The organism is Pseudomonas veronii (assembly GCF_002028325.1).
Lineage (GTDB): Bacteria > Pseudomonadota > Gammaproteobacteria > Pseudomonadales > Pseudomonadaceae > Aquipseudomonas > Aquipseudomonas veronii.
In genome coordinates, this window is the sequence record NZ_CP018420.1 from 940,652 (window position 1) to 964,749 (window position 24,098).

Below are 24,098 nucleotides of genomic sequence, written 5' to 3' on the forward strand. Positions count from 1 at the left end.
TCTATAGGGCTATCTGGCAGGTTTCTTCATTCAGGATGTGTTTGTAGCTCCGGCCTGCTCAAAAGGAAGGTGACTAATGCGTATTGATCGTTTAACCAGCAAACTGCAATTGGCCTTATCGGACTCCCAATCCCTGGCAGTCGGCCTCGACCACCCGGCCATTGAGCCTGCGCACTTGATGCAGGCGCTCCTGGAACAGCAAGGTGGTTCTATCAAGCCCTTGCTGATGCAGGTGGGCTTCGACGTCAACAGCCTGCGCAAGGAGTTGAGCAAAGAGCTCGACCAACTGCCGAAAATCCAGAATCCTACCGGCGACGTGAATATGTCCCAGGACCTGGCGCGCCTGCTCAATCAAGCGGACCGTCTGGCCCAGCAGAAGGGCGACCAGTTCATCTCCAGCGAGCTGGTGCTGCTCGCCGCCATGGACGAAAACAGCAAGCTCGGCAAATTGTTGCTGGGCCAGGGCGTCAGCAAAAAAGCCCTGGAAAACGCCATCAACAACCTGCGTGGCGGCGAAGCGGTGAACGACCCCAACCACGAGGAGTCGCGCCAGGCCCTGGATAAATACACTGTCGACCTGACCAAGCGCGCCGAAGAAGGCAAGCTTGACCCGGTGATTGGCCGTGACGACGAGATTCGTCGCACCATCCAGGTCCTGCAGCGCCGTACCAAGAACAACCCGGTGCTGATCGGTGAGCCTGGCGTGGGTAAAACCGCGATTGCCGAGGGCCTGGCCCAGCGCATCATCAACGGTGAAGTGCCGGACGGCCTCAAGGGCAAGCGCCTGCTGTCCCTGGACATGGGGTCGCTGATCGCCGGCGCGAAATTCCGCGGCGAGTTCGAAGAGCGTCTCAAATCCCTGCTTAACGAGCTGTCGAAGCAGGAAGGGCAGATCATTCTGTTTATCGACGAGTTGCACACCATGGTCGGCGCCGGTAAAGGCGAAGGCTCGATGGACGCCGGCAACATGCTCAAGCCTGCCTTGGCGCGGGGTGAGTTGCATTGCGTGGGTGCCACCACGCTCAACGAATACCGCCAGTACATCGAGAAGGATGCGGCCCTTGAGCGGCGCTTCCAGAAAGTGCTGGTAGAAGAGCCGAGCGAAGAAGACACCATCGCGATCCTGCGGGGCCTGAAAGAACGCTATGAGGTCCACCACAAGGTAGCGATCACTGACGGCGCGATCATTGCGGCGGCGAAATTGAGCCATCGCTATATCACCGACCGGCAGTTGCCCGACAAGGCCATCGACCTGATCGACGAAGCGGCCAGCCGTATCCGCATGGAGATCGACTCCAAGCCGGAAGTGCTCGACCGTCTGGATCGGCGCCTGATTCAACTGAAAGTCGAATCCCAGGCACTGAAAAAAGAAGAGGACGAAGCGGCGAAAAAACGCCTGGAAAAACTTCAGGAAGAAATCCTCCGTCTGGAGCGCGAGTACTCGGACCTCGAGGAAATCTGGAACGCGGAAAAAGCCGAAGTACAGGGTTCGGCACAGATCCAGCAAAAGATCGAGCAGTCGCGCCAGGAGCTGGAAACCGCACGCCGTAAGGGCGACCTGAACCGCATGGCCGAGTTGCAGTACGGGGTGATCCCGGACCTGGAACGCAGCCTGCAGATGGTCGACCAGCATGGTCACAGCGAGAACCAATTGCTGCGCAGCAAGGTGACCGAGGAAGAAATTGCCGAAGTTGTCTCGAAGTGGACCGGTATCCCCGTGTCGAAAATGCTCGAAGGCGAGCGCGACAAGCTGATGAAGATGGAAAGCCTGTTGCACCAGCGCGTCATCGGCCAGGAAGAGGCGGTGGTGGCGGTGTCCAACGCAGTACGGCGTTCCCGTGCCGGGTTGTCCGACCCGAATCGCCCAAGTGGCTCGTTCATGTTCCTCGGCCCGACCGGTGTGGGTAAGACCGAGTTGTGCAAGGCCTTGGCCGAGTTCCTCTTCGACACCGAAGAAGCCATGGTGCGGATCGATATGTCCGAGTTCATGGAGAAACATTCCGTGGCTCGCCTGATCGGGGCGCCACCGGGCTACGTAGGCTACGAGGAAGGCGGTTACCTGACCGAAGCGGTACGGCGCAAGCCCTACTCGGTGATCCTGCTGGATGAGGTCGAGAAGGCCCACCCGGACGTGTTCAACATCTTGCTGCAGGTGCTGGAAGATGGCCGGCTGACGGACAGCCACGGGCGTACTGTGGATTTCCGCAACACGGTGATCGTGATGACCTCCAACCTGGGGTCGGTGCAGATCCAGGAACTGGTGGGCGATCGTGAAGCCCAGCGCGCAGCGGTGATGGATGCGCTGACCACGCACTTCCGCCCGGAATTCATCAACCGGGTCGATGAAGTGGTGATCTTCGAGCCTTTGGCACGGGATCAGATCGCGGGCATCACCGAGATCCAGTTGGGCCGCCTGCGCAGCCGTCTGGCCGAGCGCGAGCTGGCGCTGGAGCTGAGCCCCGAGGCGTTGGACAAGCTGATCGCGGTCGGTTACGACCCGGTGTATGGCGCACGGCCGTTGAAGCGTGCGATCCAGCGCTGGATCGAAAACCCGCTGGCCCAGTTGATTCTGTCGGGCAGCTTTATGCCGGGCACCAGCGTCAAGGCCACGGTGGAAAACGACGAAATCGTCTTCCACTGAGTTCGGTCGGTCGGGCTATAAAGAGAGGGCCTCGCGTTGCGAGGCCTTTTTTTTCGATAGGGCGTTGAACTGTAAGGCAAAGGCTTGTAAAGTGCGCCCCGCAGCAACGTCAGCCCACGGGTTTCTTCTCCCCAAGAAGAAATCAGAAAGAAGCGCAAATCATTGTCTTAAAAGCAATTTAAAGGGTTGACAGGGGTTTTTAAGATTGTAGAATAGCGCGCCTCAGAGACGCGAACGTAGCGATACGGACGCATCGAAGAGAAGGTTACACCGCAGTAAAAGTTGTACATTTGAAATGTGTAGTTCCGTGATAGCTCAGTCGGTAGAGCAAATGACTGTTAATCATTGGGTCCCAGGTTCGAGTCCTGGTCACGGAGCCAATTTCAAAACCGGGGTATAGCGCAGTCCGGTAGCGCGCCTGCTTTGGGAGCAGGATGTCAGGAGTTCGAATCCCCTTACCCCGACCATTTTTGGGTCGTTAGCTCAGTTGGTAGAGCAGTTGGCTTTTAACCAATTGGTCGTAGGTTCGAATCCCACACGACCCACCATTTTTGAGACCAGTTAGCGCTGGAATCAGATCTTAAGATCAGCGGCCAAAAGCCCTGATCGAAGAAGGCGGCTGAGAGGTCGCCTTTGTTTTACCGGGGTATAGCGCAGTCCGGTAGCGCGCCTGCTTTGGGAGCAGGATGTCAGGAGTTCGAATCCCCTTACCCCGACCATATTAAAAATCCTCGTATCGAAAGATACGGGGATTTTTTTTGCCTGAAATTATCCCAAATCCAACACAACACCAATGTGGGAGGGAGCAAGCCCCCTCCCACATTGACCGCGTGTTTAGTGAAGTTTGAGACGTGGCTCAGTTCCGCGCCCAATCCGGCTGCCCAGCATCAGCATCGCCGTGCGGAAGACGCCATACAGCGCCATCTGGTGCATGCGGTACAGCGACACATAGAACATCCGCGCCAACCAGCCTTCCAGCATCACGCTGCCTGTGAGGTTGCCCATCAGGTTACCCACCGCCGAGAAGCGCGACAGCGAGATCAGCGAGCCGTAGTCGGTGTACTTGTACGATGGCAGGTCCTTGCCTTCGATCCGCAGCTTCAACGATTTGGCCAACAATGAAGCCTGCTGGTGCGCGGCCTGGGCGCGTGGCGGTACGTTGCGGTCGGTGCCGGGTTGCGGGCAGGCGGCGCAGTCACCGAAGGCGAAGATGTTTTCATCGCGGGTGGTTTGCAGTGTCGGCAGCACCTGCAGTTGATTGATGCGGTTGGTTTCCAGGCCGTCGATGTCCTTGAGGAAGGCGGGCGCACGGATGCCGGCGGCCCACACTTTCAGGCTGGCCGGAATCACTTGGCCGCTGCTGGTGATCAGCGCGTCGGCCGTCACTTCGCTGACCGCCGAGTTGGTCAGCACCGTCACGCCGAGCTTCTCCAGGGTTTTATGCACCGGTCCGCCGATCCGCTCCGGCAGGGCAGGCAGGACCCGTGGGCCGGCTTCGATCAGGGTGATGTGCATGTTTTCCGGTTTGATCCGGTCCAGCCCGTAGGCTGCCAGTTCATGGGCGGCGTTATGCAGTTCGGCCGCCAGTTCAACCCCGGTGGCGCCAGCGCCGACGATGGCCACGCTGATCTTTTCCACCACGTCGGTTTGCCCTGCATGGGCGCGCAGGTAGTGGTTGAGCAACTGCTGATGGAAGCGCTCCGCCTGTTTGCGCGTGTCGAGGAACAGGCAGTGTTGCGCCGCGCCTTCGGTGCCGAAGTCGTTGGTGGTACTGCCGACCGCAATCACCAGGCTGTCGTAGCCCAGTACGCGCGCAGGCACCAGTTCGCGGCCTTCTTCGTCGAGGGTCGCGGCCAGTTGGATTTTCTTCTGTTCACGGTCGAGCCCGCTCATGCGCCCCAGCTGGAACTCGAAGTGGTTCCATTTGGCCTGGGCGACATAATTGAGTTCGTCTTCCGAAGAGTTCAGCGAGCCGGCGGCCACTTCGTGCAGCAGCGGTTTCCAGATATGGGTCAGGTTGGTGTCCACCAGCGTGATGCTGGCGGTGCCGCGCTTGCCCAGAGTCTTACCCAGGCGGGTAGCCAACTCCAGGCCGCCGGCGCCGCCGCCGACGATAATAATACGATGGGTCATGGGGATATCTCGCAAGGCTAAAAGAAATCGGAGCGGTTACCCCCGCGAGCGCCAGGCAGCTCATAGCGTCAGGTAACTCAAAAGGCGGCTCAGCAGGCCGAGCCCGATCACCACCACCAGCACCACACCAAGGAGCAGCCACGGCCGGAAAGGCTTGCGCTCGACTCGGTTCTGGGAGAGTTGCAGGTACTCTTCGACATGCTGTTGGTCGTCGGGGTTCAGGCGGCTGGTCATATAAGGCCTCGTCAGGTAGACGTTGCAAAAGGGCGCCACGTTACAGTCAGGGGGTTGGCGGTATCGCCATAAGCGTAGCCTGTGCTCGCGTCACAGGCTGATGCCCACGTCGAACACGATGCTGCGCCCCAGATTGTTGCGCAAGAAATCCGGCGCGTCCGGGTGGGCGAACAGTACCCGGGCAAACGTCGGCCCCACCAGCGACAGCGAGCGCCAGCCCTGGCGCAAGTATTCGGTGGGCGGTGGGAAATGACTGTTGAGGTCCAGCACCTCGCGCTTGAGGCTGGCGAAGGCGACGATATCCAGCTCGCCCAGGTCCATCCCGCGTTCTTTGTAGTTGTGCGCTTTTTTGCGCAGGGTCGGCGCCAGGCGCAGCAGGAATTCATGGGCCGGAATCCGCCGCGGCTTGGCTTCGCGCCTGACCAGTTGGCTGAGGGAAAACGCACTGCGTCGACGCAGCAATTCGTCGCGCCACTCATCGTTCAGACGGCGTCCTTCGTCCAGCACGAAAAACACTTCGAAACTGGCGTCACGAAACAGCACGTCCGGCGGTTCTTGCCCGGCGGCATGAAACTCTTCGGCGCGGTACGGCACGTTCAAGCCTTGCAGCAGGCGCTGGCAGACCCAACGCTCACGCTCCCATTTACGGGCATTGGACAGGAACGCATTGGCTTGTTCGGCTGCCACGGTGAGCAGGCGCAAATAATCTGAGTCATCCATGCGTGCAGCTTAGCGCCCAAATGTGATCTTAAAAACATACGCCGTCGCGAAAAAATAAAGTCTGTCGTTCGCCATTTTGTATTTTGTTATCGTAAGGAACAATCATGCTAAGCTGATGTGCGAATTTCAGAGCGCGCGCGGTTCATCGATGCCAGCGGTGCTCTCTAGATCCCATCATTTTTTGGCAGGATGCCCTGATGAGTTTTGAGCCGGCCCACTTCGTCCAGGTGCCTCCAGAGAAATTGCGCGGCTTCTTCGCGGCGACCGGACTCGATGAGGTTGAGCAAATGGATGTGCTCCTGGCATTGCGTCACAAGGCGACTGCGATCGACGTTCGCTTTGTAGCTCATGAAGCGCCGGAGCTGGTTCTGCTGGCGGAGAGCATCCATGAAAAAGACATTCCCCGAGCACTGCACGATCACTTCGTGGAACTGGGCGCCGATTTGGAACAGTTGGGCGCGGGACAGCGTGTTGATGCCCCCGTCGATCAGGGCCTGTTGTTGCTGCCTGGCTTGGGCAAATGCGGTTTGGTTGACCTGATAGCCGGGTTCGAGCAGGGCCGCCGGCTCGATAGCCATGCGGAAACGGTAGCTCTGGATGTGAGCCGTCGTGCTATGCACGAAGTCTTTGAGCTCCCATCCTTGCCCCGGTTTGCGCTCCACCATGGCTTCGCCAGCCAGTCGGTTCAATACCTTGAGCAATTGCCCTCGAGGCACGTCGTAACGCCGCAACAGTTGGGCTTCGAAAAACTGGGCGGGTATTTCACCAGCCAAAATATCGTCGACTACGCGAAGATAAAAGTCTTCGAAAGGGTCGCTGGCCAGAGGGAATGCGGACTCCTGGATATCCCCAGCGTCTTGCTTCAGAAAGTAGCCGCGATTGGGTTCTTGAGTCGCAAGATCCCACTCGGCAAGCAAGGCAAACACTCGTCGGATAGGCGAGCGCGAAACGCCCAGCGCTTGAGCGAACGTCTGCTCGCGCAATGGCTCGCCGGCCCGCATCGAGCGGGCGCGAACCATGCCGATGACCTTCGGTGCCAGCTGCAAGGCAAGGTCTTTCTTGATCACAGGCTCTCTCTTGAATGGTCGGCGTCAGTCCGTGCCTGTCGGGGCAGGGCCACATCGAACTGGGGTGGGAAAATACCATACCCGGCAGTGCCGAGTATCTGCGCCGAAGACGCAGGAACTTGTGGAACAACTTTTTAAAGCTCCTTTCCAGGACGGATACCTGCCTTATGCTGAAATTCAACGCTCACCTTGGCTTTCAATTCAATGAATTGCCATTCCTGCAACGCATCGAAGCCGCCGCCGCCGCTGGTTTTCGTGCGGTTGAGTTCCCGTCGCCTTATGAGTTCGACGCAAGTCTGCTTGCAGATCATTTGGCTCAACACAACTTGCCGTTGATTCAATTTTCCGCTCCGGCGGGCCTGACCAAAGGCATCGCGGCCGTGCATGGCAAGGAAGGCGATTTTCGCAGTGGCTTGCTCCAGGCCGCCAACTATGCAAAGGCGCTGGGCTGTTCGGACGTCCACATCATGTCGGGCATTACCACTCGGGATGACGCGGCGCTCATCTACGAGAGCAACCTGGAATACACCGTCAAGTATTTTGAAGACCAGGGTTTGCGGCCATTGATCGAAGTCATCTGCGCGCAGGAAATGCCGGGCTATTACATGTCCGACTTCAGCAAGGCGCAGCACGTTCTGGAGACGTTCCCGAGTGTCGGGCTGATTCTTGATCTGTACCACGCTCAGCGCCTGACTGGAGACGCGGCGGATGTCCTGGCGCGGTTTTACGAACGAACCGTGCATGTGCAAATCGCCGACTGTCCGGGGCGTCATCAGCCGGGCACGGGGAGCATGGATTTCTGCGCGCTGTTCACCATATTAGAACAGCGCGGTTATCAGGGATGGATCGGCTGTGAATACCGCCCGACCGGCGTCACGGTTGAAAGCTTGGATTGGATCAAGCCGTTCACTGCTTAGTTGGCGATGCGTCGGAGGCGCAACCAGGGGCGGCGAGAGCATCCTGAGGCTCAGTGTTCTCCTGCTGCCCGCGCTGTGGTTTTTCCGCATTCGTTCAGACTGCAGGAGGTCCCAGGGAGAAAGCCCGGTGTAGACTGTCGACTCGGTTTTTTCCCAAGCATGAGGTGTGCAGTGAAGTTTTTCGCCGTGCTGTTGTTGAGCCTGTTGCCCGTGTGGGCCCAGGCGGTTGAAGTGGGTGAGCGCGTGGCGCCCTGGACGCTGCTGGATCAGTTCGATCAGGCCTACACCCTGGATGACCAGGCACAGGTCCTGTTGGTGGCCCGCAGCATGGATGCCGCCAAGCTGGTGGACGCCGCCCTGCAAGGCCAGCCTAAAGGCTATCTCGAAGCGCGGCATGGGGTGTTTGTCGCGGATATCCAGCGCATGCCTCGGCTGGTCGCCAAGCTGTTCGCGGTGCCGGCCATGCAGTCCTACAACTACCGGGTCATGCTGGACCGGGACGCACGCATCGCTCCGCGTTATCCCGCGCCTGTGGATAAGGTGCTGTGGCTGCAACTGAATAACGGCAAGCTGACAGCGCGCCACGAGTACGGCTCTGCGGCTGAACTGCGCGAGGCTCTGGAGCAGGTGAAACCGTGATCAGTGCCGCGGTGCTGGCGCCGGGAACCCTCGGCATCGGCTGGCTGTTGTACGCGCCGGTGCTGTTGTGGGCGATCATGCGTTCGCCGTGGGTCGAGCTGTTCGCTGACCGGCGGCGCCAGCATTTGCTGTTCGGTACCGTGTTCGCGTTATTCATGTTGTGGTTGGTGAGGCGCGACTTCGATACCGGGGTCTCCTACCACTTTATCGGCATGACGGCCGTGACCCTGCTGCTCGACTGGCCGCTGGCAATCGTCGGCGGTTTCGCCGCGCAGTTGGGCTTGCTGTTGCTGGGTCGCCAGGACCTGGCGGCCGTGGGCCTCAACGGCCTGCTGCTGGTCGTGCTGCCGGTGCTGGTCACTGAAACCTGCGCGGTGCTTGTCGAGCGGGCACAACCGCGCAATCCGTTCGTCTACATCTTCTGTTCCGGCTTTTTTGCCGCCGCTTTGTCGGCGTTGCTCTGCCTGTTGGCCGGGCTGGGGGTGTTGTGGTTCGACGGGCGTTTCGCGATGCCGGAATGGCTGGAGGATTTTGTCGGTTACCTGTGGCTGATCATCTTCCCCGAGGCCTTCATCAACGGCATGGTCATCAGCGCCCTGGTGGTGTTTTGCCCGGAATGGCTGGAGACATTCAACCGCACGCGCTACCTCTCGGCGCCCTGGAAAGACGACAATTCGCAGACTTGACTCAGATCAAATCGCGCCCAGCGTGGCGGGCCCATGCTTTGCGAAACTTTTCCTGAGCAAGATGGGAGCACGGATCATGAGTGTGTATGAATGGGCACGTCAGGAGTTGCGCAGAAGCCAGGACGCGGCACAAGAAATCGGCTTTGATCCAGGCTTGACCTTGCGCGCGATGCTCAGCGCGGTGGTGCAGCAGAGCAAGGGCGTGCGCAGTTTCGAAGACCTGGCCGACGAGTTGCAATACCTGGCAGAGAACCTCGACGACCAGCAGGAATATGCCTTTATGCGGCCTTAATGGCGCGGTGGCAGGTCTTCGGAAAACAGCTCGTCTTCGGCGTCCGGCGCCACGGGGATCTTATGTTCCTCAGCGGCCCAGGCACCCAGGTCGATGAGCTTGCAACGGTCCGAGCAGAACGGCCGGTTGAGGTTGGTCGCTTTCCATTCCACGGGTGCGCCGCAGGTTGGGCATTCGACGGTCAAGGGTTGGCTCATGATCGGCCTCCACGCAAAGTAAGGTAAAAGTGGTGCAGTCGTTCGACCTCGCTGTGCAACCAGGTGAGGTCGCGGTCATTGACCAGCACGTCATCGGCATGGCTCAGGCGGTCTTCGCGGCTGGACTGGGCCTTGAGTATCGCCTGCACCTGTTGTTCGCTGATGCCGTCGCGCTGCAGGGTACGCTGAATCTGCAGGGATTGCGGCACGTCGATCACCAGGATGCGTTGGGTCATGCTGTGCTGGCCGGATTCGATCAGCAGCGGCGACACCAGGATCGCGTAAGGCGAGCGCGCACGCGCCAGGTGGTTGCGAATCTCTTCGCCAATCAACGGGTGCAGCAAGGCTTCCAGCCAGCGGCGTTCTTGCGGCACTTCAAAGATCAACTTGCGCAATGCGGCGCGGTCCAACTGGCCGTCGGGCTGCAGCACGCCGGCACCGAAGTGTTCGACAATGCTGGCGAGCGCCGGCCGGCCGGGTTCGACCACCCAGCGCGCGGCGTGATCGGCGTCTACCAGGTCTACGCCGAGGTCGCTGAAGTGCTGGGCCGCGGCGCTCTTGCCGCTGCCGATGCCGCCCGTAAGGCCAAGAATCCAGGGTGTTGCAACAGGAGTGGTCATTTGAAACCGACAGACTGCAAATAGAAGTCGGTTATTTGACCACCCCAGAGCACGGCAATCCAGCCGGCAATTGCCAGATAGGGACCAAACGGCATCGGCGTGGCCGCCTGGATCTTGCTCCGACGCAGCAGGATCAGCCCGCCGCACACGCCCACCAGCGATGACATCAGCAGCGTCATCGGCAGGATCTGCCAGCCACCCCAGGCGCCGAGCAGCGCCAACAACTTGAAGTCGCCGTAGCCCATGCCGTCCTTGCCGGTGGCCAGCTTGAACAGCCAGAACACCGTCCACAGGCTCATGTAGCCGATCACCGCACCCCACAGTGCATCGGGCAGGGGCACCAGCAGCTCGACGCTGTTAAGCATCAGCCCCAGCCACAACAGCGGCAGGACCAGCACGTCGGGCAGCAGTTGGTGGTCGACGTCGATCAGGCTCATCGCCAACAAGCCCCAGCTCAACAGCATCACTGCGCCCGCTTGCCAGCCAAAGCCGAAATGCCAGGCCACCACGGCCGAGATCAACCCGCACGCCAGTTCGGTCAAGGGATAACGCGTACTGATCGCTTCGCGGCAATGGGCACAGCGGCCCCGGAGCATCAGGAAGCTGAGCAGCGGGATGTTTTCCCACGGCCGAATCGGCTGATTGCAGTGCGGGCAGCAGGAATTGGGCTGCATCAGGTTGTATCTCGGCCCGACGGGGTCGCCGGGCAAACCGAGCACTTCATGGGCCTGTGCGCGCCATTCCCGTTCAAGCATTTTCGGCAGGCGCCACACCAGCACGTTGAGGAAACTGCCCACGATCAAGCCCAGCACCATTGCCATGGCGACAAAGGCCCACGGCTGCTGGCTCAACAGCAGGCTCAAAATGCCGTACCGAGTTGGAAGACCGGCAGGTACAGGGCGATTACCAAAGCGCCGACAATCCCGCCGAGCACCACCATGATCAGCGGTTCCATCAGGCTGGTGAGTTGCTCGACCAGCGTGTCGACGTCCGACTCATAGTGGCTCGCGACTTTTTCCAGCATGTGCTCCAGGGTGCCGGATTCTTCACCAATCGCCGTCATCTGGATCGCCATGCCAGGGAACAGGCCGCTGGCGGCCATGGCCCGATTCAGCGGCATGCCTGTGGATACATCGTGACGCATATGTTCGATAGCCTGTTTGAATAGCTGGTTGCCGGCAGCGGCGGCCACTGAATCCAGGGCCTGCACCAAAGGCACTCCGGCCGCGAACGTAGTTGAAAGCGTGCGCGCGTAGCGGGCGACCGCCGACTTTTTCAGCAGTGTGCCTGCCAGGGGCGCTTTCAACAAACCGGCATCCAGCCAATGACGAAAACCCGGCGATACGCGATAGGCCCGGCGCAACCCCAGACCTCCCGCGCCCAGGCTGAGCGCCAGCATCCACCAGGCTTGTTGCAGGAACTCGGACAAGGCAATCACGTACCGAGTAAAACCGGGCAACTCGCTGTCGACGCTGGTGAACAGGTTCTGGAATTGCGGCACCACATGGATCAGCAAGAGACTGCTGACGAGGCTGGCGACCACGATGACCGCGATGGGGTAGGTCATGGCCTTCTTGATCCGGGCCTTGAGCCGTTCGCTCTTTTCCAGGTGATCCGCCACCCGCTCCAGAAGGGTTTCCAGGGCGCCGGCCTGCTCACCCGCCGCCACCAGGTTGCAGTACAGGTCATCGAAGTAGCGCGGCTGTTTGCGCAGGGCCGACGCCAGGGTATTCCCGGCGCCGATCTCCTGTTTCAGGCCTTTTACCAGCCTGTACATGTGGCGGTTGTCGAAGCCTTCGCTGATCACGTCGAGGGCTTGCAGCAAGGCAATGCCGGCCTTCAGCAGTGTCGCCAGTTGGCGGGTGAACAGGGCAATGTCCGCCGGTTTGATCGGCGCAGCGAGGCTTGGCAGGCCGGCGGATTGTTTGCGCACGCGGCCAGGGCAAATCCCTTGCTGGCGCAGTTGTGCCTTGACCCGCGCGAGGTCGTGGCCGACGGTTTGCCCGGACACCCTGCGTCCCTGGCGGTTGATGCCTTCCCAGGCGTATGTCGTGGCAGCGTTGGTCATGTCTCTGTTCCGCACACAGGTCGTCGAATCTTTATAGCGTAGCCAGGTGACGGATTCGGATTGCTCGGCGTTCAACGATAAAATGTCAGATTGTGCGTCTTGGACGCGATTGGCCGCTCGCGGGTGAGTACACTGGCGCGGCTGCACGATACGGGGCGCAGGACGCGCCTTGTCATGGGTTCTGTTCTGGAGAGGAATGTGATGCGTCAGAAAGGTTTTACTTTGATCGAGTTATTGATCGTCGTGGCAATCATCGGCATTTTGGCCACCATTGGCTTGCCCATGTACACCACGCATCAGGCCAAGGCCAAGTTCACGGCCGGGCTGGCTGAAATCACCGCGTTGAAAGCCGGCTACGAGGATGTATTCAACCAAGGCACAGTGCCAACCGTGGCATTGATCGGTGGCACCAGCCCGACCGCCAATTGCAAGATCGATGTGGCAGGGGATGTCGCCACCGGCGCCGGTTCCATCAGTTGCGAAATACTCGACGCCCCGGCACCGGTACTGGGCAAGACCATTACCCTGACGCGCAGCGCCACCGCCGGCTGGAAATGCGCCACGACGGCAGACGCCAAGTACGCCGCCAAAGGGTGTGGCGCCGACGGGGCATGACTGCCAAACCCTGCGCACGGACGTAAAGGTGGCCGATGTCGTTATCCCCGCAGCAGCGCGACAAGACGTTCCTGGTGATTGCAGCGTGCTTGCTCGCGCTGGGTATCTGCGCACCGTTCAGCGGGCATGACTGGCAACGCGCAATGCAGGTGGCCATGGGCCTGGGCGCGGTGGTGTATGGGTTGACGGTCGTTCCCGTCGAGCGTCTGGTGGACCGGCCGACGGCCCTGGGCCTGGTGCTGATCGTTGGGCTGGGCCTGGTGTCATCGGCACTGGCCCATCAGCCGCTCTGGGCCTTCACCGAGGTCGCGCTGTTCATCAGCTGTGGGGCGATCGCCGTCGCGGTTGCCCTGCTGCGCCGACGCGCGGGTGAGCCGTTGGACCGCGTGCTGATCCTGATGGTGGTGCTGCTGTGCCTGATCAAGTCGATCCAATACCTGTATGCCGGCGCGCTCGCCTTCGCCAGTGGCGCGCGGGTTCTTGATCCGGACGCGTTGCTGTCCGGGTTTTCCAACAAGCGCTTCTACGGTCAATTCCAGACCTTCACCCTGCCATTGCTGGCGCTGCCCTTGCTGATGCCCAAGGTCTCCCGCTCCGTGCGCGGCGCGGTGTTTGCGTTGCTGTGTGTGTGGTGGTTGATCGCGATCAGCGGCGGCACCCGCGGCACCTGGCTCGGCATGGCGGTGGCCGGGGTGGCATTGGCGCTGCTCGGGCCGTGGGGGCGACGCTGGTTGGCCTGGCAATTGGCTGCGGTGTGCGGCGGTTTGTTGCTGTATACGGCGTTGTTCACGCTGTTGACGGGTGCGCTGGGTGTCGAGGTCGGCAGTGGCGTCAGCGATCGCCTCACCACTTCGCTGTCGGGGCGTGGCCCGATCTGGTGGCAGGCCTGGCACATGATCGTCGAGCGTCCGTGGCTGGGGTTCGGGCCGATGCATTTCGCGGATATCGCCAACCCGATCGCCGCGCACCCGCACCAGGCAATCCTGCAATGGGCCAGCGAGTGGGGCGTTCCCTCGGCCTTGTGCGTGGCTGCCTTGGCGTGGCGCGGTGGCTGGGCCACCCTCCGCGTGTTGCGGGCGCGGGCTTGTTCTACAGCGCGCGTGGACTTGCTGCGCGGGTGCCTGTTCGCGGCATTGCTGGGCGCGCTCACGCAAGCGATGGTCGACGGCGTCATCGTGATGCCCAACTCGCAGGTCTGGTTGGCGCTGGTGGTGGGCTGGTTGATGGCGCTGCACGTGTGGCGCGCCGCTCCTGGCGCGTCGCTGCCGTGGGCCTGGGCAGGGTGGCGGGTGGCGGCGGTGCTGTCCGTTGGCCTGCTGGTGTGGGTCGTGATGCGTGATGCCCCGCACATCGAGCAAGCCCAGCAAGACTATCTTGAAGGTGGCAACCAACACCTGCAGCCGCGCTTCTGGGCCCAAGGGGTGATTGCCCTGCGACGTCAGTGAGTTGCCGGACGCCCGATGCGGTGCTAGCTTTAGCCCACCGCCCGTGTAGCTCAGCCGGTAGAGCAGCGCACTCGTAACGCGAAGGTCGCAGGTTCGATTCCTGTCTCGGGCACCAAAGCAACACCGTTTTCAGATGATCCCAGAATGGTTCTGAAGGCCAGGCGAGTCGGCATTCGTGCCCGCTCTTTTGTATCTGCGCAACCTTGATGACCCAGATGCATCCCCATTCCTCGATCTAAGAGAACAACATGACCACGACTGAAATGACCCAGGAAGTTCGGCACCAAGCAGCCCTCGACAAATACCTCGGGGAATCGCCGCAGCTTAAAGAAGAGATCAAGGACCTGAGCGCTGACGATCAGCGCGACCAGATCCAGTGGGCATTCGAGGACGAGGCCGAGAGCCAGGGCCTCCAGCCATGGGAGCTGAGCCTCAAGTACACCTCGTCAGCGGACGAGTTCGAAGCCGCACGGCTGGCCTTGCACCAAGAGGCGGCTGAAGTGCTCGGTGTCGAATGGGAAGAGTATTGCGAGATGAATAACCTGGTGGTCTGAACCGCTGTTGCAGGAGCCGGCAACCCGGCTCCTGCAACGGGCTTCAGATACTGAGGCGCATCGACAGGTCCACCGCTTTCACATCCTTGGTCATCGCGCCGATGGAGATGTAGTCCACCCCGGTTTCAGCGATGGGCAGCAGGGTTTTTTCGTTGATCCCGCCGCTGGCTTCCAGCTTGGCTTTGCCGCCGTTCAGGCGCACGGCTTCACGCATGTCGTCCAGGCTCAGTTCGTCGAGCATGATGATATCGGCGCCCGCCGCCAACGCTTCGCGCAATTCGTCCAGGCTTTCCACTTCGACTTCCACCGGTTTGCCCGGGGCGATCTTGTGCGCGGCCGAAATCGCCTGGGCGATACCGCCACAGGCGGCGATATGGTTTTCCTTGATCAGGAACGCGTCATACAAACCGATGCGATGGTTGTGGCAACCGCCACAGGTCACGGCGTATTTCTGCGCCAGACGCAGGCCCGGCAGCGTCTTGCGCGTGTCGAGCAACTTGACCTGGGTGCTCGCGACGCTATCCGCCAGGTACTGGGCGCGTGTGGCGACGCCGGAGAGCATCTGCAGGAAATTCAGCGCGCTGCGTTCGCCGCTGAGCAGCGAACGTGCCGGGCCTTCGAGGTGGAACAGTGCCTGGTTGGGGCTGACGCGTTCACCGTCGGCCACCAGCCAATGCACCGCGACCCGCGGGTCCAGTTGGCGGAACACCGCGTCCACCCAGGCCGTGCCAGCGATAACGGCCGCATCGCGGGTGATGATCGTGGCCTTGGCCAGCCGTTCGGCCGGGATCAATTGCGCGGTGATGTCGCCGCTGCCGATGTCTTCGCGCAGTGCGCGGCGCACGTTGGCTTCGATTTCGGCGGTGAGGTCGGCAAGACGGAGATTCGGCATAACAGGCTCCACAAACAAAGTGCGCCGATTATAGGGGCTGTGCGCGTTTGAACCCAGTGGCGTGCTCATTTACAGCGCTATGACAGAGTTCGCTGGCGCAACGACCCCCATTTGCAAGATAATCTCGCGCCTTGCAATTGGCGTCATAGCTTTGACGTCCTGGTGGTAACCGGATATTCGCAGTGCCCAACTGGGCCTGCCCCGACTTTGCCCTACCCACACCGCCGTTTCAGGAGGCCTGGATGCACAACGACGGAAAGGTGGTGCCGATCAATAAGGCACAGACCACGCCATCGCCGCTCGCGCGCCTACCGGTGGTGTTGCTGCAGGTTCGCGACAAGGCTGCGCAGCAACTGCAGCAAGGTTTGCAGGAGCTGTTCGATAACGCCGACGACACCCTGTTCGAAATGGCCGACAAGGCCCTTAACAACGTCGACCACCATATTTTCTTTGAAGCCATGCGCGACCTGCGTCTCAAGCGCAAGAATTTCGAGCGCGTGTTCATGGGGCAACTGTTCGAGGCCTTCGCCAACCTGGGCGGGGCAGGGCGCGGTGAACGGCAGTTGGTGCCGGTGGTGTCCTACGACAAGGTGCCCGGCATCCTCAGGGACGACCTGGAAAAAGCCCTGGCGCTGGAGGCAATGCTCGGGCGGGTGCAGCATCGCGACGGCCTCGCCCTGGGGCAACTGACCACTCGCCTGGGCGCCTTGCTCGACAGGTCCATGGATGACTGCGAGAACCCCCTGGGGCCGGCGCTACTGTGCGAGTTTTTCCTGCGCGCGGGGCGCAGCCTGGGCGTGGAAATTCGCGTCAAGCTGGTCATGCTCAAACTCTTTGAAAAGTACGTGCTCAGCGACGCCGACCACCTTTACGGTGAGGCCAATCAGTTGCTGGTCGCCACCGGCGTGCTGCCTGAACTCAAGGCGGTGCCGGCCCGTCGTTCCGGCGGGCGCGTACCGTGCAAGCACACGCGCGAAGCCCGGTTGCCAAGCGCCGACCAGCCAGTCGACGAAAATGGCGAGCACGCCTTTTCTACCTTGCGAGCGCTGCTGGGCGCCGTGCGCGGCAGTGTCGCGCCGACCCTGGAAGCCAGCGCCGAGCCCCAGCCCATTGCCACCCGCGACCTGCTGCGGCTGTTGTCCCATTTGCAGCAATACGTGCCGGAGCCGGATGTCGAGGACGACTTCGACCTGCGCAACCAGTTGAAGCAACTGCTGACCCGAGTCAGCGTCAAGAGCGGCAAATCCCGGGTCGTGGAAGAGGCCGACGAAGACGTGATCAACCTGGTCGCGCTGTTGTTCGAATTCATCCTCAATGACCACGCCGTCCCGGACGCCTTCAAAGCCTTGATCGCCCGGTTGCAGATCCCGATGCTCAAACTGGCGGTGCTGGACAAGAGCCTTTTCAGTCGCGCCGGCCATCCGGCGCGGCGGCTGCTCAACGAAATCGCCGGTGCCGCCATCGGTTGGAGCCCGGCTGAGGGTAACCCGCGTGACAGCCTGTACCTGCGCATCGAGCAGGTGGTGCAGCGGTTGCTGAATGATTTTGCCGAAGACCCGGCGATTTTTTCCGAACTGCTGTCGGAGTTCTGCGCGTTTACCGCTGACGAGCGCCGGCACAGTGCATTGCTCGAACAGCACACCCGCGATACCGAGGAAGCGCGCCTGCGTAACGAGGCGGCCCGACAGCGCGTGGCCGACGTGCTGAACCGGCGTTTGCTGGGCAAGGTCCTGCCGCGCTCGGTGGTGCAGTTTGTGCAACAGGCCTGGAGCCAGGTGCTGTTGCTGGCCAGCCTCAAGCACGGTGAGCAATCGGTGCAGTGGCAGGCGGGGCTGCGCACCCTGGACGAGTTGATCTGGAGCGTTAGCCTGCACGACGACACCGAGGCCGGGCGGCATCTGCTGGAGCAGTTGCCGGCGTTGCTCAAGGCCTTGCGCGACGGGATGAGCGGCGCGGGGTTCGACCCTTTCAGCACCCGTGAGTTCTTTGTTCGGCTGCAGGCCTTGCATGTTCAGGCGTTCGAGGGCGGCGAGAGGTTGATCGAGGTGCAGGAGCCCTTCGTGTTCGACCCTGGCCTGCCCGATGCCGCGCAGGACCTGGCCGCGGATGATCCCGACCTGCTCAAGGTGCGCCAATTGCGCGTCGGCGTTTGGCTGGAGTTCCTGGAACCCGAGGAAACCGCTCTGCGCGGCAAACTGAACGCGATCATGGCACCGGCCGATCGCTATGTTTTCGTCAACCGCGCCGGGCTCAAGGTACTCGAGCGCAGCGCCGGCCAACTGGCCCTGGCGTTCAAGCGTGGTGCGTTGCGTATCCTGGACGAAGCCCTGCTGTTCGAGCGTGCGCTGGCGACGGTGGCGGGTAACTTGCGTCAACTCAATCGCGGCAAGTGATCGCAACCATAGGGCTGAACGCGGCATACTGGTCAGACTTAGTCACGTTCAAGGAACCTGTATGCAGTTGGACCCCGCCAGCGGTTGGTGCCAGGGCGTTCGTCATTGCCCTTCGCCCAACTTCAACGAGCGCCCCGCAGGTGAAGTCTCGCTGTTGGTGGTGCATAACATCAGCCTGCCGCCGGCGCAGTTCGCCACCGGCAAGGTGCAGGAATTTTTCCAGAATCGCTTGGATGTCACGGAACATCCTTACTTTGCAGGGATTGCCGACCTACGCGTGTCAGCGCATTTTCTGATTGAACGCGACGGAGGGGTGACGCAGTTTGTGTCCTGCCTCGACCGCGCCTGGCATGCCGGGGTTTCCAGCTTCGAGGGGCGCGAAACGTGCAATGACTTTTCCCTGGGGATCGAGTTGGAAGGTACGGATGACCTGCCGTTTACCGATGCCCAATATGCGTCACTGATCGACCTGACACGTCAGTTGCTGGCGACTTACCCGGGCATCACCCGTCAGCGCATTTGTGGTCACAGCGATATCGCCCCGGGGCGCAAGACCGATCCCGGGCCCGCTTTTGATTGGATGCGCTTTCGCAGCGCCCTGCAGGATGGAGGACACGCACAATGAGTTTCCTGGTGTTGGTGCTGGCGGTCTGGATCGAGAAATTCTCGGCCTTGCGCCAAAAGTTGCAGCGCGACGGCAGATGGCTGCCCGAATTGGCCAGATTGGAATCGAGCCCGCGCCTGGGCGAACAGCCCTGGTTGATTCTGGCGCTGCTGGTGTTGCTGCCGGTGGCCGTGCTGGCGTTGTTGTTGCTGGTGCTGGAACCGGTGGCCTACGGCCTGTTGGCGCTGCCGGTGCATTTGCTGGTGCTGATCTACAGCCTGGGGCGCGGTGATCTGCTGGCCGGGCTTGGCCCGTTCCGCGATGCCTGGCGGCGCGGCGACCTGCAGGCCGCCGAGCATGTGGCCGAGCGTGACCTGAAGGTCGCTGCCGACAGTGGCGAGCAGTTACTGGAGCGTGTCCAGGGGTATCTCTTGTGGCAGGCCTATCAGAGCTTCTTTGCGGTGATCTTCTGGTATTTCCTGTTGGGCCCGGTCGCAGCCCTGGCCTATCGCCTGCTGGCGCTGGCCAGCGAACACAGTCAGAACCCTCTGGTGGCCGAGCGTGCCGCGCAACTGCGGCATGCCTTTGACTGGTTGCCGGTGCGCTTGCTGGCGGCGAGCTTCGCCTTGGTGGGCAACTTTGTCGCGGTCAGCCGAGTGATGCTCCACGAGCTGTTGAGCTGGGACATCAGTGCCGCGCAACTGGTGGACAAAGTCGGCCTGGTGGCCGCCGAAATCCCGCCGCCGGTGGTGGGGGCCGACGGCATCAACAGCCTGGATCGCCTGTGGGAACTGCTGCTGCGCGCGGCGGTGCTGTGGTATGCCGGTTTCGCCATCTGGACCGTGTTGCCCTAGCGGTCACGCTCAATCCCTGTGGGAGCAAGCCTGCTCCCACAGCGCGTTAACTTTACGTTACAAAACTCCCTTGCGATTTGAGCTATACAAGTAGAGCGCCAAATAGTGGCTATCTGCCGCCGCCCTGCGCCTCAAATAAAAATAATAGGAAGGGAGTTCACCTGTGAAGAGCTTGCTCTATCCCGCCGTCGCGCTGATGAACCGCCTGAGCTTCGGCATGAAGTTCAGTTTGATCAGCGTGTTGTTCCTGTTGCCGATGCTGGCGACCAACTATTTCCTGGTGCGCGATTCCTGGCGTGAATTCCAGGGCACCCGCATCGAACTGCAAAGCCTGGATTTGCTCGGCAGCAGCCTGGCCTTGCGCCGTGACCTGGAAACCCTCAACAACCAGGTGCAGATCAACGCGACCCTCGGCCAATCCGGCAAGGCGGGCGATCTGGAGGGCGCGATCAACACTCAGGAGCAGAGTGTGCTGGCGCGCCTGCAAGGCCTGAGCGCGATGGCCACCGACCCCGAGCAAGTCGCCGTCTTCGACGCCAAGCGCGACGAGCTGGTCGGCGCCTTCAAGGCCCAGCAACAGGAGTCATCGCTACAGAGCAAAAGTGCGCTGATCGGCAAACTGCTGAACAAGGCGCAGATGCTCAGCCAGATCATCGCCAGCCAATCCGGCTTGAGCCGCGACCCCCAGAGTGATCTGCGCCAGCTCAGCGAACTGATCACCGGCGTCACGCCGCAAGTCACCCAGACGTTGGGCGAAGGGCGGGCAATGGGCGCGTACTCCCTCGGCCAGGGTTTTCTCAACTCCTCCTCCAGCACGCGCTTCGACGAGCTGTTGCAGCAGTTGGAAAAACTCCAGGCCGAATACGGCTTGAAGCTGCAGGACGCCCTGGGCTCCAGCAAAGCCGCCCACACAGCGCTCGACAGCCTGGCCAAGGCCAGCAACGCGAGCCTCAAGCAAGGCAGTGAACTGTTTGAAGAGCAGGTGGTGATGGCCGAAACCCTCGACGCACCGTGGCAGGGCTTCTACGACGACGTGAGTCAACTGATGGCCCAGACCTACCAACTCAATGAGGCCACCCTGGGTTTCCTCGGACAGCAGTTGGAGCAACGGCTGACGCAAAACCGCACGCACATGGTCGTACTGGTGTCGGCCCTGGCGGCAGTGTTTTTGCTGATCTTTTATCTGTACGCCGGTTTCTATGCCTCGACGCGCACCACGTTGCGGCGCTTGGGGGCGATGATGGACAAGGTGGCGGCGGGCGATATGACCGTCACGTTTGTCGCCCGCAGCCGCGACGAGTTGGGCGACCTGGGCCAAGTGTTCAATGGCACCGTGGCCAAGATCCACGACCTGATCGAGCGCGTCGGGCACACCGTCAGCCAGGTTGAGTTGCAGGCCGGCCAGGTCGAGGCGGTCTCGGCCCGCAGTAACCAGGCGGTCTCCGGGCAGCGCAGCCAGATCGAACAGGTGGCGACGGCCATGAACCAGATGTCCTCCACCGCCCAGGAAGTGGCACGCAGCGCGGCGGCGGCGGTGAGCAGCGCCCATAGCGTCAACGATGAAACCGTCAGCGGCCGTGGCCTGGTGCAGTCCCAGCAAGGCAGCATTGCGCGGTTGGCATCGGAGATCGATGAGTCGGTACGCGTGATCAATCAACTGGCCACCGACAGCCAATCCATCAGCAGCGTGCTGGAAGTGATCAAGAGCATCGCCGAGCAAACCAACCTGCTGGCGCTCAACGCCGCGATCGAAGCGGCCCGCGCCGGGGAGCAGGGCCGCGGCTTTGCGGTGGTGGCCGATGAAGTGCGGACCCTGGCCCGGCGCACCCAGCACTCCACTGAAGAGATCGAGCAGATGATCAGCCGCTTGCACAGCGGTGTCGGCGCGGCGGTCAAGGCCATGGGCACCAGCCATGCCATGGCTGAAGGCACCGTGGGCCAGTCGGAAAAGGTCCAGCAGGCCCTGGAAAATATTCTCGGCGCCGTCGGCATGATCGTGGATCAGAACCAGCAGATTGCCGCCGCCGTCGAGCAGCAAACCGCGGTCGCCCACGACATTGACCGCAACATCGTCGAAATCAACCGCGCCGGAGAGCATGCGGCCGACGGTGCGTACCAGACCGAAGCGGCCAGCCGGCAGTTGTCGCAGCAGGTGATCGAGCTGAAGCAACTGATCGGCGCATTTCGGGTGTAGGGCCTGTTAGTAGGATTTGTCCTTTGTGGTTGTGGTGTTTGTCTTAATTTTGCGACGTATCTTTTCTGGCGGCGTGAATAGGTGAAAATTTGTTTCACCTGGTCACAGTCCCAAGGAGGCACGGCGATGATCGCTGCATTCGGTATCAGAGGGCGCTGCGCCCGATGCGACATGACGTTTGAACTCAAGCCTTGGCAGTTGAACGCGATTGCCATCGACGAGCCGTTCGAGTGCGTGTATTGCCAGTCGGGCCTGCAGTTGCGGTGTCGCAAACAGCAGCGTCAATTTCGTGCGCTGGACCAGTGGGCGCTGGTTCGCCCGAGCATGATCATCCTGACCTGCGTGACCTTGCTGGTGGCACTGGTGGCGGAGTGGGTGGGGTTGCTCAGTGTGATCGAGCAGCTCAACCTTTCACTGGTGACGGTGCTGATCCACTGCCTGGTGTTGCGTTTTGCCCGCCATCGGCAACGCATGACCCTGGACCTGCAGGCCGTCAGCCCGCTACCAATTGAACAGCTCGCACGCGTTGCGTGTGCTCGCCTGCGCCAGCGATAACGGGCTCAGGCCCATGCGCTCGGCCAACGCGGCGCAGATCTCGGGCAGGTGTTCCGGGCTGTTGCGCTGGCCGGGGTGCATGGCGGGGGCCATGTCCGGTGCATCGGTTTCCAGTACCACGGCTTCCAGGGGCAGTTGCGCGAGTACTTTGTGCATGCGCAGCGCCTGTGGCCAGGTGGCCGCGCCGCCCAGGCCCAGTTTGAACCCCAGCTTGATGTACTCGCGCGCCTCTTCGCGGCTGCCGGCGAAGGCGTGGATGATGCCGCCCCGTGGCAGGCGGATGCGCTTGAGGGTGGCGATCACGGCGGCATGGCTGCGGCGCACATGCAGCAGGGCCGGCAGTTGGAAATCCACGGCCATCTTGAGTTGGGCTTCGAACAGATGTTGCTGGCCTTCACGGTCGAGGTGTTCGAGGAAGTAATCCAGGCCGATCTCGCCCACCGCGCACAATTGCCGATGGCCCCGCAGGCGGGTCAGCCAGTCGCCCAGGGCCGTCAGGTCGGCGGGGCGATGCTCGTCGAGGTACACCGGGTGCAGGCCGAAGGCTGCGAACAAACCTTCATCGTCTTGCACCAGATCCCACAGTCGTTGCCAATTTTGCTGATACACCCCCAACACCACCATGCGCTGTACGCCGAGTTGGCGGCTGTGCGCGAGGACTTGCCGGCGATCGCTGTCGAAGTCCGGGAAGTCCAGGTGGGTGTGGGTGTCGATCAGCTCCACGCTCAAACCTCGTGAATGCGCTGCTTGAAGGTGCGGCCGATGGCGTTTACGCCGGGTTGATACTGTTGTTCTTCAATCGCAGCCAGGGCCAGGCGCAGCGCGGTGTCGGCGATCAGTTGATGTTGCTGGGCCATGGCATTCACCGGCAGCGGCAGGAAATCCAGCAGTTGGGTATCACCGAAGGTGCCCAGGCGCAGCGGCCGCGTCTTGAGCGGGAAGTCATGCAGTGCGTCGAACACGCCTTGCAGCAGCACGTAGGACGTGGTCACCAGCGCGTCAGGCAAATGCCCCAGGCGCTGCAGTAATTGCTCCATCAGTTGCCGGCCGCAGTCGCGGCTGAACGCCTCGCCGTGTTCGACGATCACTTCACCGCCGAATCCCTGCAGCGCTTCACGGAAACCGGCGGCGCGCGCCTGGCTGATACTCAGCTCGGGTCGCGCGCCGATCAGCGCGATCTGCTTGGGCAACGGTTGCAGCAGGCTGCTGGTCAGTTGCTGGCAGGCCTGGCGGTCGTCGCTGACCACCGAGCAGAACTGCGCGGGGTCCATCTCCCGGTCGATGGCGATGACCGGCAAACCCTTGGCTTGCAGCTCGCGATAACTGTCGTCGCTGGCCGGCAAGCAGCTGGCAACGAACAGCGCGTCGCAACGTCGGGCGCGGAACAGTTGCAGCAACTGGCGCTCGCTGTCGGCGTCATCGTCGGAGCTGGCGATCAGCAATTGATAGCCTCGCGCGCGCGCGCCCTGTTCCAACAACTTGGCAATTCGTGCGTAACTGGGGTTTTCCAGGTCTGGCAGGATGAAACCCAAGGTGCGCGTATGCCGGCTGCGCAGTCCCGCAGCCTGGGGGTTGGGCGTGAAACCATGGGCTTGGACCACCGCACGCACGCGCTCGACGGTTGCGCTGCTGATGCGTTGTTGTTCGGCTTTGCCATTGATGACATAGCTGGCGGTGGTCACGGACACACCGGCGAGACGGGCGATATCACTGAGTTTCAAACCGGGATTTCCTTGTTTTCTGGAGCTTGCCCCGACATTTTGTCCAATCGTAACCGA

At 61.5% G+C, this 24,098-nt stretch carries 24 protein-coding genes and 5 tRNA genes; 18 read left to right on the top strand and 11 right to left on the bottom strand.

All coding sequences use genetic code 11. The features are described from left to right. Window positions 1-76 precede the first annotated feature (76 nt). The 5 genes from clpB to PverR02_RS04295 all read left to right on the top strand — a co-directional run bounded on the left by clpB (window position 77) and on the right by PverR02_RS04295 (window position 3,360). Entirely contained in the window at window positions 77-2,641 is a 2,565-nt protein-coding gene (clpB, locus tag PverR02_RS04275; protein ID WP_017845477.1) for an ATP-dependent chaperone ClpB, read from the top strand. 304 nt (window positions 2,642-2,945) lie between these two features. Beyond that, window positions 2,946-3,021 (top strand) — tRNA-Asn (locus PverR02_RS04280). 10 nt (window positions 3,022-3,031) lie between these two features. Next, window positions 3,032-3,108 (top strand) — tRNA-Pro (locus tag PverR02_RS04285). A 5-nt stretch (window positions 3,109-3,113) separates the two neighbouring features. After that, window positions 3,114-3,189 (top strand) — tRNA-Lys (locus tag PverR02_RS04290). 94 nt (window positions 3,190-3,283) lie between these two features. Then, window positions 3,284-3,360: transfer RNA gene (locus tag PverR02_RS04295), tRNA-Pro, on the top strand. A 115-nt stretch (window positions 3,361-3,475) separates the two neighbouring features. On the opposite strand, the gene PverR02_RS04300 is transcribed toward PverR02_RS04295, so the two are convergent. The 4 genes from PverR02_RS04300 to PverR02_RS04315 all read right to left on the bottom strand — a co-directional run bounded on the left by PverR02_RS04300 (window position 3,476) and on the right by PverR02_RS04315 (window position 6,795). Beyond that, a complete protein-coding gene (locus tag PverR02_RS04300) occupies window positions 3,476-4,774 on the bottom strand; it encodes an NAD(P)/FAD-dependent oxidoreductase (RefSeq protein WP_017845476.1) in 1,299 nt (432 codons plus the stop codon). Between the two features lie 60 nt (window positions 4,775-4,834). Continuing rightward, entirely contained in the window at window positions 4,835-5,008 is a 174-nt protein-coding gene (locus PverR02_RS04305; protein ID WP_016976295.1) for a DUF3094 family protein, read from the bottom strand. 90 nt (window positions 5,009-5,098) lie between these two features. After that, window positions 5,099-5,728, bottom strand: coding sequence for a DUF1780 domain-containing protein (locus PverR02_RS04310; protein WP_017845475.1), 630 nt, complete (start codon window positions 5,726-5,728; stop codon window positions 5,099-5,101). Window positions 5,729-5,892: 164 nt separating this feature from the next. After that, the gene (locus tag PverR02_RS04315; protein ID WP_079442835.1) at window positions 5,893-6,795 is read right to left on the bottom strand and encodes a GntR family transcriptional regulator; all 903 of its coding nucleotides are present in this window, start codon (window positions 6,793-6,795) and stop codon (window positions 5,893-5,895) included. Window positions 6,796-6,962: 167 nt separating this feature from the next. On the opposite strand from PverR02_RS04315, the gene PverR02_RS04320 reads away from it, so the two are divergent. From PverR02_RS04320 to PverR02_RS04335, 4 genes are all read left to right on the top strand, one after another. Then, window positions 6,963-7,712 (top strand): hydroxypyruvate isomerase family protein, encoded by a 750-nt coding sequence (locus PverR02_RS04320; protein WP_079442836.1) that lies wholly within the window; start codon window positions 6,963-6,965, stop codon window positions 7,710-7,712. 171 nt (window positions 7,713-7,883) lie between these two features. Continuing rightward, a complete protein-coding gene (locus PverR02_RS04325; RefSeq protein ID WP_057005137.1) occupies window positions 7,884-8,351 on the top strand; it encodes a hypothetical protein in 468 nt (155 codons plus the stop codon). Beyond that, window positions 8,348-9,037, top strand: a complete 690-nt coding sequence (locus PverR02_RS04330) for an energy-coupling factor ABC transporter permease (protein ID WP_046384732.1) — start codon at window positions 8,348-8,350, stop codon at window positions 9,035-9,037. The genes PverR02_RS04325 and PverR02_RS04330 overlap by 4 nt, the downstream gene beginning before the upstream one ends. A 76-nt stretch (window positions 9,038-9,113) precedes the next feature. Beyond that, a complete protein-coding gene (locus tag PverR02_RS04335; protein WP_003171680.1) occupies window positions 9,114-9,329 on the top strand; it encodes a hypothetical protein in 216 nt (71 codons plus the stop codon). Here PverR02_RS04335 and yacG read toward each other — a convergent pair. The 4 genes from yacG to PverR02_RS04355 are packed head-to-tail and all read right to left on the bottom strand — an operon-like array spanning window position 9,326 to window position 12,214. After that, window positions 9,326-9,526, bottom strand: a complete 201-nt coding sequence (gene yacG / locus PverR02_RS04340) for a DNA gyrase inhibitor YacG (protein ID WP_017845472.1) — start codon at window positions 9,524-9,526, stop codon at window positions 9,326-9,328. The genes PverR02_RS04335 and yacG overlap by 4 nt on opposite strands. Continuing rightward, window positions 9,523-10,146 carry a dephospho-CoA kinase gene (gene coaE / locus PverR02_RS04345; protein ID WP_079442837.1) on the bottom strand — a complete coding sequence of 208 codons (624 nt, stop codon included), beginning with the start codon at window positions 10,144-10,146 and terminating at the stop codon, window positions 9,523-9,525. The genes yacG and coaE overlap by 4 nt, the downstream gene beginning before the upstream one ends. After that, window positions 10,143-11,009: a prepilin peptidase gene (locus PverR02_RS04350; RefSeq protein ID WP_079442838.1), complete on the bottom strand. Its 867-nt coding sequence runs from the start codon at window positions 11,007-11,009 to the stop codon at window positions 10,143-10,145. Before PverR02_RS04350 ends, coaE begins: the two co-directional genes overlap by 4 nt. Further along, on the bottom strand, window positions 11,006-12,214 hold the full coding sequence (locus tag PverR02_RS04355; protein WP_079442839.1) for a type II secretion system F family protein: 1,209 nt from the start codon (window positions 12,212-12,214) through the stop codon (window positions 11,006-11,008). The genes PverR02_RS04350 and PverR02_RS04355 overlap by 4 nt, the downstream gene beginning before the upstream one ends. A gap of 201 nt (window positions 12,215-12,415) precedes the next feature. On the opposite strand from PverR02_RS04355, the gene PverR02_RS04360 reads away from it, so the two are divergent. From PverR02_RS04360 to PverR02_RS04375, 4 genes are all read left to right on the top strand, one after another. Continuing rightward, window positions 12,416-12,829: a pilin gene (locus PverR02_RS04360; RefSeq protein WP_079442840.1), complete on the top strand. Its 414-nt coding sequence runs from the start codon at window positions 12,416-12,418 to the stop codon at window positions 12,827-12,829. Window positions 12,830-12,864: 35 nt separating this feature from the next. After that, window positions 12,865-14,274, top strand: coding sequence for an O-antigen ligase family protein (locus PverR02_RS04365; protein WP_079442841.1), 1,410 nt, complete (start codon window positions 12,865-12,867; stop codon window positions 14,272-14,274). Between the two features lie 39 nt (window positions 14,275-14,313). After that, window positions 14,314-14,389 (top strand) — tRNA-Thr (locus PverR02_RS04370). Between the two features lie 133 nt (window positions 14,390-14,522). Then, a complete protein-coding gene (locus PverR02_RS04375; RefSeq protein WP_017845466.1) occupies window positions 14,523-14,828 on the top strand; it encodes a DUF6388 family protein in 306 nt (101 codons plus the stop codon). 43 nt (window positions 14,829-14,871) lie between these two features. On the opposite strand, the gene nadC is transcribed toward PverR02_RS04375, so the two are convergent. After that, on the bottom strand, window positions 14,872-15,720 hold the full coding sequence (gene nadC / locus PverR02_RS04380) for a carboxylating nicotinate-nucleotide diphosphorylase (protein WP_046384727.1): 849 nt from the start codon (window positions 15,718-15,720) through the stop codon (window positions 14,872-14,874). A 242-nt stretch (window positions 15,721-15,962) separates the two neighbouring features. On the opposite strand from nadC, the gene PverR02_RS04385 reads away from it, so the two are divergent. The 5 genes from PverR02_RS04385 to PverR02_RS04405 all read left to right on the top strand — a co-directional run bounded on the left by PverR02_RS04385 (window position 15,963) and on the right by PverR02_RS04405 (window position 22,320). Beyond that, window positions 15,963-18,113 carry a DUF1631 domain-containing protein gene (locus PverR02_RS04385; protein ID WP_079442842.1) on the top strand — a complete coding sequence of 717 codons (2,151 nt, stop codon included), beginning with the start codon at window positions 15,963-15,965 and terminating at the stop codon, window positions 18,111-18,113. A 61-nt stretch (window positions 18,114-18,174) separates the two neighbouring features. Further along, window positions 18,175-18,738 carry a 1,6-anhydro-N-acetylmuramyl-L-alanine amidase AmpD gene (gene ampD / locus PverR02_RS04390; protein ID WP_017845463.1) on the top strand — a complete coding sequence of 188 codons (564 nt, stop codon included), beginning with the start codon at window positions 18,175-18,177 and terminating at the stop codon, window positions 18,736-18,738. Further along, window positions 18,735-19,571, top strand: a complete 837-nt coding sequence (gene ampE, locus PverR02_RS04395) for a regulatory signaling modulator protein AmpE (RefSeq protein WP_079442843.1) — start codon at window positions 18,735-18,737, stop codon at window positions 19,569-19,571. Before ampD ends, ampE begins: the two co-directional genes overlap by 4 nt. A 163-nt stretch (window positions 19,572-19,734) precedes the next feature. Next, the gene (locus PverR02_RS33225) at window positions 19,735-21,765 is read left to right on the top strand and encodes a methyl-accepting chemotaxis protein (RefSeq protein ID WP_079442844.1); all 2,031 of its coding nucleotides are present in this window, start codon (window positions 19,735-19,737) and stop codon (window positions 21,763-21,765) included. 126 nt (window positions 21,766-21,891) lie between these two features. Next, complete coding sequence (locus tag PverR02_RS04405) at window positions 21,892-22,320, top strand: hypothetical protein (protein ID WP_017845460.1); 429 nt, start codon at window positions 21,892-21,894, stop codon at window positions 22,318-22,320. Here PverR02_RS04405 and PverR02_RS04410 read toward each other — a convergent pair. Both PverR02_RS04410 and cra read right to left on the bottom strand, forming a co-directional pair. After that, complete coding sequence (locus PverR02_RS04410; RefSeq protein ID WP_057005144.1) at window positions 22,267-23,043, bottom strand: TatD family hydrolase; 777 nt, start codon at window positions 23,041-23,043, stop codon at window positions 22,267-22,269. The genes PverR02_RS04405 and PverR02_RS04410 overlap by 54 nt on opposite strands. A gap of 2 nt (window positions 23,044-23,045) precedes the next feature. Next, complete coding sequence (gene cra, locus PverR02_RS04415) at window positions 23,046-24,041, bottom strand: catabolite repressor/activator (protein WP_017845458.1); 996 nt, start codon at window positions 24,039-24,041, stop codon at window positions 23,046-23,048. Between the last annotated feature and the right edge of the window lie 57 nt (window positions 24,042-24,098).

What these genes read in the sequence shown, in the direction of transcription:
- ampE (WP_079442843.1), top strand. Translation starts at nt 18,735, where the DNA reads ATGAGTTTCCTGGTGTTGGTGCTGGCGGTCTGGATCGAGAAATTCTCG.
- clpB (WP_017845477.1), top strand. Translation starts at nt 77, where the DNA reads ATGCGTATTGATCGTTTAACCAGCAAACTGCAATTGGCCTTATCGGAC.
- nadC (WP_046384727.1), bottom strand. Translation starts at nt 15,720, where the DNA reads ATGCCGAATCTCCGTCTTGCCGACCTCACCGCCGAAATCGAAGCCAAC.
- PverR02_RS04320 (WP_079442836.1), top strand. Translation starts at nt 6,963, where the DNA reads ATGCTGAAATTCAACGCTCACCTTGGCTTTCAATTCAATGAATTGCCA.
- coaE (WP_079442837.1), bottom strand. Translation starts at nt 10,146, where the DNA reads ATGACCACTCCTGTTGCAACACCCTGGATTCTTGGCCTTACGGGCGGC.
- PverR02_RS04360 (WP_079442840.1), top strand. Translation starts at nt 12,416, where the DNA reads ATGCGTCAGAAAGGTTTTACTTTGATCGAGTTATTGATCGTCGTGGCA.
- PverR02_RS04355 (WP_079442839.1), bottom strand. Translation starts at nt 12,214, where the DNA reads ATGACCAACGCTGCCACGACATACGCCTGGGAAGGCATCAACCGCCAG.
- PverR02_RS04405 (WP_017845460.1), top strand. Translation starts at nt 21,892, where the DNA reads ATGATCGCTGCATTCGGTATCAGAGGGCGCTGCGCCCGATGCGACATG.
- PverR02_RS04375 (WP_017845466.1), top strand. Translation starts at nt 14,523, where the DNA reads ATGACCACGACTGAAATGACCCAGGAAGTTCGGCACCAAGCAGCCCTC.
- PverR02_RS04305 (WP_016976295.1), bottom strand. Translation starts at nt 5,008, where the DNA reads ATGACCAGCCGCCTGAACCCCGACGACCAACAGCATGTCGAAGAGTAC.
- PverR02_RS04365 (WP_079442841.1), top strand. Translation starts at nt 12,865, where the DNA reads ATGTCGTTATCCCCGCAGCAGCGCGACAAGACGTTCCTGGTGATTGCA.
- yacG (WP_017845472.1), bottom strand. Translation starts at nt 9,526, where the DNA reads ATGAGCCAACCCTTGACCGTCGAATGCCCAACCTGCGGCGCACCCGTG.
- PverR02_RS04335 (WP_003171680.1), top strand. Translation starts at nt 9,114, where the DNA reads ATGAGTGTGTATGAATGGGCACGTCAGGAGTTGCGCAGAAGCCAGGAC.
- ampD (WP_017845463.1), top strand. Translation starts at nt 18,175, where the DNA reads ATGCAGTTGGACCCCGCCAGCGGTTGGTGCCAGGGCGTTCGTCATTGC.
- PverR02_RS04385 (WP_079442842.1), top strand. Translation starts at nt 15,963, where the DNA reads ATGCACAACGACGGAAAGGTGGTGCCGATCAATAAGGCACAGACCACG.
- PverR02_RS04300 (WP_017845476.1), bottom strand. Translation starts at nt 4,774, where the DNA reads ATGACCCATCGTATTATTATCGTCGGCGGCGGCGCCGGCGGCCTGGAG.
- PverR02_RS04310 (WP_017845475.1), bottom strand. Translation starts at nt 5,728, where the DNA reads ATGGATGACTCAGATTATTTGCGCCTGCTCACCGTGGCAGCCGAACAA.